The following is a 13811-nucleotide window of genomic DNA, read 5'->3' as shown; positions in this document are numbered from 1 at the left end:
AGGCGGTGAGCAGCACCGAGCGGCCCTCGGCCCCGTGCTTGAGCGCGTTGGCGATCAGGTTCGCCACGGCCCGCTCCAGCAGCACCGGATCGGCCTCCACCTCCTGCACGCCGGTCAGGTCCCGCACCTCCACCCGCGTACGGTCGATGCCCAGCCCCAGGCTGTCCAGCGCCATCGCCGCGACGTCCTCGATCGCCACGTCCTCCATGTGCAGGTTCAGCGCCCCGGCCTGCAGGCGGCTCATGTCCAGCAGGTTCTCCACCAGCCGCGAGAGCCGGTCCAGCGACTCCTCGGCGCCGGCCAGCAGCTCGGCCCGGTCCTCCTCGGACCACTCCACCGAGGTGTCGCGCAGCGAGGCCACCGACAGCTTGGCCGCCGACAGCGGCGTGCGCAGGTCGTGCGAGACCGCGGCCAGCAGCGCCGTGCGCATCTTGTCCGCGGCCGCCAGCGGCGCCGCCTCGGCGGCCTGCCGCGCCAGCCGCGAGCGCTCCAGCGCCACCGCCGCCTGCGCCGCGAACGCGGTCAGCACGTGCTGGTCGGCGGCCGGCAGCGCGCGCCCGCGCAGCACCAGCATCGCGTCGGGACCGGCGTGCACCATCACGTCGCCCTCGCCGGGCGTGCGGCACGGCAGTTCGCTGCCGCCCGAGGTGGCCGCCACGATCCGCCACGCGTCGGCGTCGTCGACGTCGTCCGGCAGCACCGGGGCGGTCGGGTCGACGCGCTCCAGCAGCGCCACCGAGTCCATGCCGAAGGTCTCCCGGAACCGGCCCAGCAGCGCCCCGATGGCCTCGTCGCCGCGCAGCACCGAGCGCGCCAGCTCCGAGAGCGTCTCGGCCTCCGCCGAGGCCTTCCCGGCCCGCCGCTCCTGCCGCGAGGCGAAGTCCACGACCGAGGCCACGATCAGCGCCACCAGCGTGAACACCACCAGCGCCAGGATGTTCTGCGGATCGTTGATGGTCAGGCGGTAGAACGGCTGGATGAAGTAGTAGTTCAGCAGCAGCGAGGCGGTCAGCGAGGCGAAGAACGCCGACAGCAGGCCGCCCAGGCGCGCCACCGCGACCACCCCGGCCAGGAAGATCAGCACCTGGTTGGTCAGCTTCAGCTCGGAGCGCAGCTGCGCCAGCACCATGGTCAGCACGATCGGCACGATCAGCCCGGCCACCGGCCCCCACCAGCGCGGCCCGGTCTCCGGCTGCCGCAGCACCCGCCGGACCCAGGTCCAGCGGCTCTGGTCGGCCGCGGACTTCTCGTGCGTGACCATGTGCACGTCGATGTCGCCGGACTGCTGCACCACGGTCTCGCCGATGCCGTAGCCGCCCAGGAACCGCTCCACCCGGCCGCGCCGCGACACGCCGATCACCAGCTGCGTGGCGTTCTCGGCGCGCGCGAACTGGAGCAGCGCGTTCGGGATGTCGTCGCCGACCACCGAGTGGAAGGTCCCGCCCAGGGACTCGACCAGGTCCCGCTGCTCGGCCAGCAGCGCCGGCGAGGCGCCGGTCAGGCCGTCGGAGCGGGCCACGTGCACGGCCAGCAGGTCCGAGCCCTTGGCGCCGACCCGCTGCGCGATCCGCGCGCCGCGCCGGATCAGCGTGGAGCCCTCCGGCCCGCCGGTCAGCGCGACCACTATCCGCTCACGGGTCTCCCAGACCTTGTCGATGCCGTGCTGGTCGCGGTAGCGCTGCAGGCCCTCGTCCACCCGGCCGGCCACCCACAGCAGCGCCAGCTCGCGCAGCGCGCCGAGGTTGCCGGGACGGAAGTAGTTGGACAGCGCGGCGTCGATCTTCTCCGGCTTGTAGATGTTGCCGTGCGCCATCCGGCGGCGCAGTGCCTCCGGGGCCATGTCGATCAGCTCGATCTGGTCCGCGGCGCGCACCACCTCGTCCGGCACGGTCTCGCGCTGCGGCACGCCGGTGATCTTCTGCACGACGTCGTTCAGCGACTCCAGGTGCTGGACGTTGACCGACGCTATGACGTCGATCCCGGCCGACAGCAGCTCCTCGACGTCCTGCCAGCGCTTGGCGTTGCGCGAGCCGGGGATGTTGGTGTGCGCGAGCTCGTCGATGAGCACCACGGTCGGACGCCGCTCCAGGATGGCGTCGATGTCCATCTCCTCGAACTCCGCGCCGCGGTACTCCATCCGGCGGCGCGGCACGATCTCCAGGCCCTCCAGCATCGCCTGGGTGTGCGGCCGGTCGTGGGTCTCCACGAAGCCCACGACGACGTCGCCGCCCCGCTCGGCGCGCCGCTGGGCCTCGTCGAGCATGTGGTACGTCTTGCCCACTCCGGGGGCCGCGCCCAAGTAGACGCGCAGCTTGCCGCGTGCGCTCATCGCGCCTTCACCTCAGTCACCTTGACCACGCACTGATCGTCCCACGTGCACGAATAAGTGGATAACCGCCGGCGTTTGCATCGCGTTTGCGATTGGGGCCCGGACCTGCATCGTGATCGCGTTCACAAGTCTGCTTGCGAGCCGTGGGCATCCGGCTCCGGGCCGCTTGGATCATGTTGGCGGCTCTGTCGGAGGCGGTTTCCGGCTCCTACCTTCGAAAGCAGGAAGGGAGCCCATTATGGAAACCACTGTTTCGGAGCCCGACGAACGCACGGAGGACGACCGGCACCTGCTGCTGGTCCCCGTCCGTTCCGGCCGCTGCGGCTCGATCGCCGTGCGCACCGGCCGTTTGCCCGACGGCCGCCGCGTCGGGCTCGCGTTCACCTGCGAGGCCGCGCTGAGCGCGGTGTTCGGGCCCGAACAGAGCTGGATCCCGCTGAACGCGCGGGTCGCGCGCTTCATGTTCGCCGAGGCCGGTGCCGAGGAGACCCGGGTTGATGCGGTCCCGTTCGTCGAACTCCCGCGTCCGGAGCGCGCGACGTCCGTCATCGTGCCCAAGCCGATGGCCGCCCTGCAGACGATCACCACGCACCGCCGCGCCGGCGCCCGCATCCGCCTGGCGGCTCGCCATGCTCACTGAGCACCACTCCACCGAGTCCGCGCCGCAAGTCTGGTTCTGCGGCTGTCCCACCGACGATTGCGACTGCGATGACGAACCGACTGCGGTTGTCCGCCGAGACGACGCCGTGGCCGCTGACCACGACCGGCCTGCCGAGCCCGACGAAGACCCCTTCTTCACCCACTGCCACCGGTGAGGACGATCTGGCGGTCGGCGGCGTCCGGCTGGCGGAGATCGCCGCGACCTACGGCACCCCCGCCTACGTCCTGGACGAGGCCGACGTGCGCGCCCGGGCCCGGGCCTATCGTGCCGCTCTGCCCGAAGCTGAGATCGCCTATGCCGGCAAGGCCTTCCTCTGCCGCGCGATGATCAGCTGGATCGAGGCCGAGGGGCTGTCGCTGGACGTCTGCTCCGGCGGCGAGCTCGCGCTGGCCTGCCACGTCGGCTTCCCGCCCGAGCGCATCGTGCTGCACGGCAACGCCAAGACCCCGCGCGACGTGCAGGACGCGCTGGCCTACGGCGTCGGGCGCGTCGTGGTGGACTCCACGTACGAGATCACGCAGCTCGCGGTCGCCGCGCACGCGGGGCATCCGCAGAAGGTGCTGATCCGCGTCACTCCCGGCGTCGACGCCCACACGCACAAGGCGGTCGCGACCGGCGTCGAGGACCAGAAGTTCGGGTTCTCGCTGGCGACCGGCGCGGCGGCCGACGCGGTCCGGCAAGTGCTGCACTGGCAACTGGCCGACAAGCCCGCCCTGGAACTCGCCGGCCTGCACTGCCACCTCGGCAGCCAGATCACGTCCGTCGACGTCTTCGCCGAGGCCGCCCGCCGCCTGATCGCGCTGATGGCGTGGATCCGCGACGAGTACCGCGTCGTCGTCCCCGAACTCGACCTCGGCGGCGGCCACGCGGTCGGCTATCGCGACGGCGACCCGGACTTCGACCTGGACCTGTACGCGCGCACGGTCCGCACCGTGATCGCCAAGGCCTGCCGGCAACACCGGCTCCCGGTGCCCAAGCTGACCGTCGAGCCCGGCCGCGCGATCGTGGCCCGCGCCGGCGTGACCCTGTACCGGGTACTGACGATGAAGCGGATTCCTGGTATCAGGACCTTCGTCGCCGTCGACGGCGGCATGAGCGACAACCCACGCCCGGCCCTCTACGGCTCGGCCTACACCGCCCGCCTCATCGGCCGCGCCTCCACGGCGCCGACCGAGCCGATGACCGTGGTCGGCCGGCACTGCGAGGCCGGCGACGTCATCGCGCACGACCTGCCGCTGCCCGCCGACCTGCGCCCCGGCGACCTGCTCGCCGTCCCGTGCACCGGCGCGTACCAGCATTCGATGGCCTCCACCTACAACCAGGTCTGCCGGCCTCCGGTGATCGCGGTCCGCGACGGCGTCGCCAGGGTCCTGATACGGCGCGAGACGCTGGAGGACCTGCAGGCGCGCGACGTGAGCCTGTAGCCGCGCCGCAGCACCGCGAGCCGGGCCGTATGCGCTTCACCGCGGCGCATACGGCCCCTGATTCACTCGGGCGCCGGCCTACTGCTGGAACTTGCAGTTGGCGGAGGCCCAGGTGAGAAGGCGTTCCGCCGCTGCGTCGGCCTGCGGGTTGTCGGACTGCGTCGAGGCCGGGTCGGCGGGCTTGCCGTTCGCGGCGTCGGCGTGGACGGCGTTGTCGATGATCTGCATGTCCGCCTTGACCGGGCCGGGGGCGTCGGCGAGGGCGGTGTCCACGTCCTTCACGGTGATCGCGTTGGTGACGCTGGTGTCGCCCGCGTCCATCTTGGACGAGTCGTCGGTGGCCTTGGCCACGTCCGCACAGAACGCCGAGGACGCGACGTAGCTGTGCGTATCCGACGCGGATGTCGGGTTCGAGTCCGATCCGGAGGTCGTGGTGCCCGAATCCGATCCGGAGGTCGTGGCGCCCGAATCCGGGGTGCCGGCAGTGTCCTGAGACGTCGGAGTCGGAGCGCCCTTCGGCGTGCCGGCTGGCGACGACGGGTTCAGCTGAACGGTCTTCTGCCCGAGAGCCCCGAGCGGCCCGGACCCGGCCCCGCTGGTCCCGCTCGAAGAACAGGCGGTCAGCGCGAAAGGCAGCGCGATGACAGCGGCCGCGACCGCGATTCGACGACAGTGCATTTGTGGATCCCCCCACATGCTTGGTGAATGCCCCACTCCCCTCGGTGGGGCGATCACTACGCTAGGCAGCGCCGCCCGCGCGCGAACCCGTAGAACCACGTGATTCGCGGGGCGAAAACCCACCGATCCCTCTGAGCCTCACTGCGTCGCGTACGGCCCGCCCTCGTACACGACCTTGCCGCCGACCACGGTCAACACCGACTCCAGATCGGCCATCTCGGCCTCGGCGACGCTGAAGTAGTCCCCTGACAGCACCGCGAGGTCCGCGAGCATCCCCGGCGCCAGCGTGCCGCGCCGCCGCTGCTCGCCGGTGAACCACGCGCTGCCGCCGGTGAACAGCCGCAGCGCCAGCGTGCGGTCCAGCCGGTCCTCGGGCCGCCACATCTGGAGCCCGCCGAGGGTGGTGCCGGTCGTGAACCAGCGCAGCGCGCCCCAGGGGTTGGCGTCGGCCAGCCAGGTGCCGTCGGTGCCGCCGCCGACCGGCACGCCGCGGGTCAGCATCTCCATCACCGGCTGCACGTGCCGGGCCGCCTCGGGCCCGTAGCGCTTCAGGAACCGCTCGCCCCGGTAGGCCATCCGGTGCTGCACCGTGATCCCGCCGCCGAGCGCCGCCACCCGGTCGATGGTCTGCGGCCGGATGGTCTCGGCGTGCTCCACGGCCCAGCGCAGCCCGTCGAAGGGGATGTCGCGGTTCACGGTCTCCAGCACCCCGAGGAACCGGACGATCGTCTCGTCGAAGGTCGCGTGGAAGCTGAACGGCCACCGGTTCTCGACCAGCAGCCGCACTACCGGCTCCAGGTGCCGTCCCAGGGCTGCTGGCAGCTCCGGACGCGGCTCCGCGAAGTTCGAGAAGTCCACGCCGTCCAGCGTCAGCCCCTCGCCGACCCCGTTGAACCACAGCAGGTCGTCGCCGCCGAAGTTCAGGCCTCGGAGCAGCGTCGCCAGCTCCTCGCGCTCCTCGCCGGGCCGGGAGGCGGACACGTTCAGCGCCGTCCGCACGCACAGCCGGTTCTGCGCACGCAGAGTCCGCAGCGCGTCGTAGCAGTCCGGGATGCCACTCGCCCCGGCGCCGACCGCCCCTACGCTGGCCGTCCCGGCGTCGATCACGCCGGTCACCCCGCGCCGGCTCAGCTCGTGCAGGAACCGGCGCGTGGAGTTCACCCGCTCGTCCGGCGCCAGCCGCGGCGCCCCGGCCATGGCCAGTGCCAGCACCGCCGGGCTCGGGCGGGCGATGAGCAGTCCGGTGGGGTTCCCGGAAGCGTCCCGCTGGATCTCCCCGCCGGGCGGGTCCGGCGTGGACTTGTCGTAGCCCAGGGCGCGCAGCGCGGCCCGATTGAGGAAAGCCGCGGTGTCCAGGAAGACCACCAGCACCGGCACGTCCGCCGACACCGACTCGATCTCCTCGTGCGTGGGCAGCCGGTGCTCGGCGAACTGGGAGTCGGACCAGCCGCCGAGCACCCGCACCCACTGGCCGGGCGCGGCCTCGGCGGCCCGGACGGCGAGCAGGCGCAGCGCGTCGGCCAGCGACGGCACGCCGTCCCAGCGCACCTGCAGGTTCCAGCTGTTGCCGGCGTCGGCCAGGTGCAGGCGCGAGTCGTGCAGGCCCGGGACGACCGTACGGCCTTCCAGGTCCCGCACCTCGGTGTCCGGGCCGAGCAGCGCCGCGGTCTCCCGGTCGTCGCCGACCGCCGCGACGGCCCCGTCGGCCACGGCCACCGAGGAGACCACGGTGTCGGCGGCGTCCAGCGTGTGCACACGGCCGCCGCGCAGGATCAGGTCGGCGTGCCGAATCACCGGTATGTCGCTCATGGTTTGCACTCGTCTGATCGGTCACGGAAAGTCGGGAACAGGCACTTCACGGATAGTAGGCGACCGACTACCGACCTGCACGTTTGGACCGTGTGCGCATCCGCGCCGGGCCCGTTTGCATCGCGCTTGCGGGAGCGGCACGCGTCGTCCCGGCGGCTTCACTGATCTGCGTAACCCCGTCCTCGAATCCAAGGAGCACCTGATGGCCGACGTGATTTTCGTCGGGATCACGATCGCGTTCTTCGCCCTTCTCGCGTTGATCATCAAGGGGGTCGAGCGTCTTGAGCGCTGAGAACATCATCGGCCTGATCGTGTCGGTCCTGCTGGTCGGCTACCTCATAGCGGCCCTGATCCTCCCGGAGAAGTTCTGATGTCGGACACCTGGGCCGGCTTGCTCCAAGTCGCCGCCCTGGTCCTCCTGCTGGCCGTGTCCTACCGGCCGCTGGGGGACTACATGGCGCACATCCTCACCTCGAAGAAGCATCTTCGGGTGGAGAAGGTCCTGTACAAGACGATGGGCGTGGATTCCGAGGCGGACCAGACGTGGGGCACGTACCTGCGGTCGGTGTTCGCCATCTCCGCCGTCGGGGTCCTGCTCCTGTACCTGATCCTGCGGATCCAGCATCACTTGATGATGGCGCTGGGCATGCCGAAGGTGAACGCGGACCTGGCGTACAACACGGCCGCGTCGTTCGTGACCAACACCAACTGGCAGAACTACTCGGGCGAGAACACGCTGGGCTATGTCGCGCAGATGACCGGTCTGGCGGTGCAGAACTTCGTGTCGGCCTCGGTCGGCATCGCGGTGGTCGCGACCTTGATCCGCGGCTTCACGCGCTCCAAGACCGACCGGTTGGGCAACTTCTGGGTGGACCTGACCCGGATCATCTTCCGTCTGATGCTGCCGTTCTCGATCGTGTTCTCGTTGGTCTTGATCGCCAGTGGTGCGGTGCAGTCGCTGGGTGACCACTTGACGGTGGTGCACACGCTCAACGGGGACCAGGGCCTGTACACCGGTGCGACCGCCTCGCAGGAGGTCATCAAGGAGCTCGGTACCAACGGTGGCGGTATCTTCAATGCCAACTCCGCGCATCCGTTCGAGAACCCGACGGCGTTCACGAACCTGTTGGAGATCTATCTGCTGCTGGTGATCGGGTTCGCGCTGCCGCGGACGTTCGGGAAGATGGTCGGCTCGCACAGGCAGGGCTACACGATCCTGTCGGTGATGGCGATCATCTGGATCGGTTCGCTGGCCTTCTCCACGTTCGTCGAGACGCATCACCACGGCATCAACCTGGCCGACGGTCACGCGGCGTTGGAGGGTAAGGAGTCCAGGTTCGGTATCCCGGCCTCGACGTTGTTCATGACCTCTACGACGTTGACCTCGACCGGTGCTATCAACTCCTGGCACGACTCGTATACACCGCTTGGCGGTGGTGCGGCCATGTTCAACATGATGTTGGGTGAGATCGCGCCCGGCGGTACCGGTTCGGGGCTGTATGGCATGCTGGTCCTGGCCATCGTCACGGTGTTCATCGCCGGTCTGATGGTCGGCCGTACGCCGGAGTATCTGGGCAAGAAGATCCGTCCGGCGGAGATGAAGTACGCGGCGTTGTACATCCTGACCACGCCCGCTGTGGTGCTGGTCTTCACCGGTCTGGCGATGGCGCTGAAGGGTGAGACAGCCTCGATCAGCAGCGGCAACCTGTACGACGGCCATCCAACGCCACACGGCTTCTCCGAGGTGTTGTATGCGTTCACCTCGATGGGCAACAACAACGGCTCGGCTTTCGGCGGTCTGTCCGGGAATACCCACTGGTGGAACACCGCCGGCGCGCTGGCCATGATGTTCGGCCGGTTCCTGCCGATGATCTGGGTGCTGGCGCTGGCCGGGTCGCTGGCCAAGCAGAAGCCGGTGCCGGAGACCGAGGGCACGCTGAAGACCGCCTCGCCGCTGTTCGCGGGGATGCTGCTGGGCACCGTGCTGCTGGTGGTCGGCCTCACCTACTTCCCGGCCCTGTCGCTCGGGCCGCTCGCTGAAGGACTGCACTGATGTCAAGCAACACTCTGACTGAGGCTGCCCCCGCGCCGCGGGCGCCGCAGCACAAGCCGGGCGGGGAGCCGCGCCGCGTGGGCGGTGGGTTCCTGGACCCGAAGATGCTCTGGAAGTCGCTTCCGGACGCCCTGAAGAAGCTCGACCCCCGGGTCATGGCGAAGAACCCGGTGATGTTCGTCGTCGAGGTCGGCTCGGCGCTGACCACGTACGAGGCCATCACCAAGCCCTCGGTGTTCGCCTGGGTGATCACCGTCTGGCTGTGGCTGACCGTGGTGTTCGCCAACCTGGCCGAGGCGGTGGCCGAGGGCCGTGGCAAGGCGCAGGCCGCCACCCTGCGCAAGGCCAAGACCACGACCGTGGCCCGGCGCCTGGCGTCCTGGACCCCGGGCGTCTCCGGGGCGCTCGGCGTCTCCGGCGAGGTCACCGAGGTCCCCGGCACCGATTTGCAGTTGGGCGACTTCGTGGTGGTCGAGGCCGGCCAGGTCATCCCCGGCGACGGCGACGTCGTCGAGGGTGTGGCCTCGGTGGACGAGTCGGCGATCACCGGCGAGTCGGCCCCGGTCATCCGGGAGTCCGGCGGCGACCGGTCGGCGGTCACCGGCGGCACCAAGGTGCTGTCGGACCGGATCGTCGTGAAGATCACGTCCAAGCCCGGTGAGACCTTCATCGACCGGATGATCAGCCTGGTCGAGGGTGCGAACCGGCAGAAGACGCCGAACGAGCTGGCGCTGAACGTGCTGCTGGCCTCGCTGACGATCGTGTTCCTGCTCGCGGTGGTCACGCTGCAGCCGATGGCCACCTGGGCCGGCGCGGCGCAGTCGCTGGTGGTCATGGTCTCGCTGCTGGTGGCGCTGATCCCGACCACGATCGGCGCGCTGCTCTCGGCGATCGGCATCGCCGGCATGGACCGCCTGGTGCAGCGCAACGTGCTGGCGATGTCCGGACGCGCGGTCGAGGCCGCCGGCGACATCAACACCCTGCTGCTGGACAAGACCGGCACCATCACCCTGGGTAACCGCCAGGCCTCCGAGTTCGTCCCGGTCGTCGGGGTGGACAAGGACGCGTTGGCCGACGCCGCGCAGCTGTCGTCGCTGGCCGATGAGACGCCGGAGGGCCGCTCCATCGTGGTGCTGGCCAAGACGGCGTATGGGCTGCGCGAACGGCACCAGGGCGAGCTGACCGGGGCGGAGTTCGTGCCGTTCACCGCGCAGACCCGGATGTCCGGGGTGAACCTGCACGACGGCCGGGAAGTTCGCAAGGGCGCAGGGGCCGCGGTGATGAAGTGGGTCCGCGACAACGGCGGGCACCCCACCGACGAGGTCGGCCAGCTGGTCGACGCCATCTCCGGCGCCGGCGGCACCCCGCTGGTGGTGGCGGAGCACGTGCCCGGCCAGCCGGCCCGCACCCTCGGCGTCATCCATTTGAAGGACGTCGTCAAGGAAGGCATCCGCGAGCGCTTCGCCGAACTGCGGGCGATGGGCATCAAGACGGTCATGATCACCGGGGACAACCCGCTGACCGCCAAGGCCATCGCCGAGGAGGCCGGGGTCGACGACTTCCTGGCCGAGGCGACGCCCGAGGACAAGATGGCGCTGATCAAGAAGGAGCAGGAGGGCGGCAAGCTGGTCGCGATGACCGGCGACGGCACCAACGACGCCCCCGCTTTGGCGCAGGCCGACGTCGGCGTGGCCATGAACACCGGGACCTCGGCCGCCAAGGAGGCCGGGAACATGGTGGACCTGGACTCCAACCCGACCAAGCTGATCGAGATCGTCGAGATCGGCAAGCAGCTGCTCATCACCCGCGGCGCACTGACCACCTTCTCCATCGCCAACGACGTCGCGAAGTACTTCGCGATCATCCCGGCCATGTTCTCGGTGGTCTACCCGGGCCTGCACGTGCTGAACATCATGGGGCTGCACTCGCCGAAGTCGGCGATCACCAGCGCCATCATCTTCAACGCGCTGATCATCATCGGCCTGATCCCGCTGGCGCTGCGCGGCGTGCAGTACAAGCCGTCCTCCGCCTCCGCGCTGCTGCGGCGAAACCTGGTGATCTACGGTGCCGGCGGTCTGGCGCTGCCGTTCGTCGGGATCAAGCTGATCGACCTGATCGTCATGTACATCCCCGGAATCCGGTAAGGAAGTAAGGAATCATGTCACGCATCTCCGCGCCGCTGAGGCGGCACCTGGCGGCGATCCGCGCGATGGTGGTGTTCACGGTCATCCTGGGCATCGCCTACCCCCTGCTGGTCACCGGGATCGCGCAACTCGCCTTCAAGGACAAGGCCAACGGCTCGCTCATCAAGGACGGCTCCGGGAAGATCGTGGCCTCATCGCTGCTGTGCCAGCAGTACGTCGACAAGAGCGGGAACGCCCTGCCGCAGTACTTCCAGGCCCGGCCGTCCAACGCCACCAACTCCGCCAATCCCAGCGACCCCGGCTGCAACTACGCCTACTCCGCCGGATCCAACCTGGGCACCAGCAGCGCCACGCTCAAGGGCACCATCGAGGGCCGGATCGCCTCCTACGCCAAGGCGTACAGCATCGACCCGACCAAGGTGCCCGAGGACGCGGTGACCGCCTCGGCCTCCGGGCTGGACCCGGGGATCTCGGTGGAGAACGCCGACGACCAGGCCGCCTCGGTGGCCAAAGCCCGCGGCCTGGACACCGCGACCGTCGACAAGCTGGTCAAGGACAACACCACCGGCCGTGCCCTGGGCTTCCTCGGCGAGAAGTACGTCAATGTGGTGACCCTGAACCTGGCCCTGGACAAGGAGCACCCGGTCGCGGCGGTCAAGAGCTGAGGCCGGCCGGGCTTGGGCCCGGCGAGGGATCGCGGCGAGACAACGCGACGAGAAGGCGGCGGGACCGGCGCGCGTGGGGCGTGCCGGTCCCGCCGTTGCCGTTCTCGCGCGTCCGTTCTCGCGTGCCGCTCGGTGGTGATCAGTGCCGATCGGCGGCGGTTGTCCGGGATCGTCGCCGGCAGGTGCGGCGTGTCCCAAGATCCTTCCGGTGGGCGGTGATCGCACCGATAGAATCGGTCCAGGTGAGCCGGGAAGTCTGGTCGGCGTCTCATCCGCCCTGCCCCCAGGACTCTGCCATGCGACTGGACTTCCGTTCCGAGTGGCGCCGTGAGGCGCTGCGCACCAACCTGTGGCTGGTCCCGATGCTGGAGGTCTTCGGCGCGGTCCTGCTGTTCGTGATCACCGTCAGCCTCGACCGGGCCGCCTACCACGGCAACATCAAGCTCCCGTCCTGGGTGATCAGCGGCACCGCCGACGCCGCCCGGCAGATCCTCACCACCATCGCGGCCGCCGTGATCACCGTGATCGGCGTGGTGTTCTCGGTCGTGATCGTGGCCCTGACCCTGGCCTCGACCCAGTTCGGCCCGCGGATGCTGCGCAACTTCATGCGCGACCGCGGGACGCAGTGGACGCTGGGGACGTTCGTGGCGACGTTCGTCTACTCGATCCTCGCGCTGATCGCGATCAGCCCCGGCCCGCACGGCGACTTCGTCCCGCACGTGTCCATCACCACGACGCTGATCCTGGTCGTGCTGGACCTGGCCGTGCTGCTGTACTTCATCCACCACATCGCGGTGCAGATCCAGCTGCCGCAGGTGATCGCCTCGATCGCGGCCGACGTGGCGAAGGCGATCGCGGCCGAGGCGGCACCGCCCTCGGTCGGTCGCCGCCAAGAGCGCGGGCTGTCGGCCGCCGAACTGCTGGCGCGGATGGCGGAGCAGCCGGGGGAGGTGAAGGCCACGGAGTCCGGCTACCTGCAGTACGTCCGGCACTCGACGCTGGTGCGCATCGCGACGTCCACGAACTCGGTGATCCACCTGCTGCAACGGCCGGGCCACTTCCTGGTCAACGGCCGCACGATGGCCGTGGTCTGGCCGGCCGACGCGGCGCCGAGCGTGGCCCGGGCACTCCAGCGGGCGCACCTGAGCGGGCCGTACCGGAGCCTGTCGCAGGACATCTCCTTCGGCATCGACCAGCTGGTCGAGATCGCCATCAGGGCCCTGTCACCGGCCGTCAACGACACCTTCACGGCACTGACCTGCATCGACTGGATCGGCGACAGCCTGCGCGAGATCGCCCTGCGCTGGCACCCGGAGCAGATCCACCGCGACGCCCAGGGCTACATCCGGGTCATCACGACCCAGACCACGTTCGACCGCCTGGTCCAGCGCGCCTTCGAGAAGGTGCGCCAAGCCGCCGCCGGCATGCCCGCGGTGATGATCCGCCAGCTCGACGCCCTGACCGAGATCCTGGAGCAGGCCCCGCTGCCGGAGCAGCGCACGGTGTTGCTGGAACAGGCCGAGATGATCAGGACCCTGTGTCTGGAGACGGTGGCGGAGAAGGCGGACCGTGAGGACGTGCTGCGCCGCTACGACACGCTGGTCCGGCTCGCGGGCACCCTTCCCGCGTAACCGGTCATCAGCACCCGGCGGCCCGCCCCGCCGCACCGCTACGCCGCAGGACCCGGCTCCACATCGAACTCGTTCCCCTCCGGATCGGCCATCGTCGTGATCGCCGCCCCGCGCCGCAGCACCGTGGCCCCCAACCCTTCCAGCCGCCGCACCTCGTCCTCCATGGCGCCCGGCGCACGCAGGTCGAAGTGCACGCGGTTCTTCGCCGTCTTCGCCTCCGGCACGCGCGTGAACCAGATGTTCGGCCCACCCCAGCCCGCCGCCTCGACGAACGCCTTCTCCGCCGTCGAGTCCTCGTCCACGTCCGACCCGAGCGCCGCCGCCCAGAACCGCGCCAGGACGAGCGCGTCGTGCGCGTCGAAGGACACGCTCTTGATGACACTGGCCATGCGCCGAGCCTAGACTGTCTCTTAAACA

General features: G+C 69.9%; 11 protein-coding genes. 7 read left to right on the top strand and 4 right to left on the bottom strand.

Features of this window, described 5'->3' with window-relative positions; all coding sequences use genetic code 11:
- A partial coding sequence (locus tag GWK61_RS45250; protein ID WP_194918834.1) for a DUF4118 domain-containing protein occupies nucleotides 1–2329 on the bottom strand: 2329 nt, incomplete at its 3' end.
- 238 nt (nucleotides 2330–2567) lie between these two features.
- Here GWK61_RS45250 and GWK61_RS45245 point away from each other — a divergent pair.
- Together GWK61_RS45245 and lysA are read left to right on the top strand one after the other, a co-directional pair.
- Complete coding sequence (locus GWK61_RS45245; RefSeq protein ID WP_194918832.1) at nucleotides 2568–2969, top strand: SAV_915 family protein; 402 nt, start codon at nucleotides 2568–2570, stop codon at nucleotides 2967–2969.
- 68 nt (nucleotides 2970–3037) lie between these two features.
- Nucleotides 3038–4414, top strand: coding sequence for a diaminopimelate decarboxylase (gene lysA, locus GWK61_RS45240; protein ID WP_194918830.1), 1377 nt, complete (start codon nucleotides 3038–3040; stop codon nucleotides 4412–4414).
- A 78-nt stretch (nucleotides 4415–4492) separates the two neighbouring features.
- Here lysA and GWK61_RS45235 read toward each other — a convergent pair whose 3' ends face one another.
- Entirely contained in the window at nucleotides 4493–5092 is a 600-nt protein-coding gene (locus GWK61_RS45235; RefSeq protein ID WP_194918828.1) for a hypothetical protein, read from the bottom strand.
- Nucleotides 5093–5230: 138 nt separating this feature from the next.
- Nucleotides 5231–6901 (bottom strand): amidohydrolase, encoded by a 1671-nt coding sequence (locus GWK61_RS45230; RefSeq protein WP_194918826.1) that lies wholly within the window; start codon nucleotides 6899–6901, stop codon nucleotides 5231–5233.
- Between the two features lie 281 nt (nucleotides 6902–7182).
- On the opposite strand from GWK61_RS45230, the gene kdpF reads away from it, so the two are divergent.
- From kdpF to GWK61_RS45205, 5 genes are all read left to right on the top strand, one after another.
- The gene (gene kdpF, locus GWK61_RS45225) at nucleotides 7183–7272 is read left to right on the top strand and encodes a K(+)-transporting ATPase subunit F (protein WP_194899130.1); all 90 of its coding nucleotides are present in this window, start codon (nucleotides 7183–7185) and stop codon (nucleotides 7270–7272) included.
- Complete coding sequence (gene kdpA, locus GWK61_RS45220) at nucleotides 7272–8954, top strand: potassium-transporting ATPase subunit KdpA (RefSeq protein ID WP_194918824.1); 1683 nt, start codon at nucleotides 7272–7274, stop codon at nucleotides 8952–8954. The genes kdpF and kdpA overlap by 1 nt, the downstream gene beginning before the upstream one ends.
- A complete protein-coding gene (gene kdpB, locus GWK61_RS45215; RefSeq protein WP_194918823.1) occupies nucleotides 8954–11098 on the top strand; it encodes a potassium-transporting ATPase subunit KdpB in 2145 nt (714 codons plus the stop codon). The genes kdpA and kdpB overlap by 1 nt, the downstream gene beginning before the upstream one ends.
- A gap of 14 nt (nucleotides 11099–11112) precedes the next feature.
- The gene (gene kdpC / locus GWK61_RS45210; RefSeq protein WP_194918821.1) at nucleotides 11113–11763 is read left to right on the top strand and encodes a potassium-transporting ATPase subunit KdpC; all 651 of its coding nucleotides are present in this window, start codon (nucleotides 11113–11115) and stop codon (nucleotides 11761–11763) included.
- 296 nt (nucleotides 11764–12059) lie between these two features.
- Nucleotides 12060–13394, top strand: coding sequence for a DUF2254 domain-containing protein (locus GWK61_RS45205; RefSeq protein WP_194918819.1), 1335 nt, complete (start codon nucleotides 12060–12062; stop codon nucleotides 13392–13394).
- A gap of 38 nt (nucleotides 13395–13432) precedes the next feature.
- Here the strand turns inward: GWK61_RS45205 and GWK61_RS45200 are convergent, their stop codons facing one another.
- Entirely contained in the window at nucleotides 13433–13783 is a 351-nt protein-coding gene (locus GWK61_RS45200) for a VOC family protein (RefSeq protein ID WP_194918817.1), read from the bottom strand.
- Nucleotides 13784–13811 lie beyond the last annotated feature (28 nt).

The sequence above is a fragment of the Catenulispora rubra genome (assembly GCF_015356825.1).
GTDB lineage: Bacteria > Actinomycetota > Actinomycetes > Streptomycetales > Catenulisporaceae > Catenulispora > Catenulispora rubra.
Note: the sequence above shows the minus strand (reverse complement) of the source record. Positions and strands in the feature narration are given on the sequence as shown.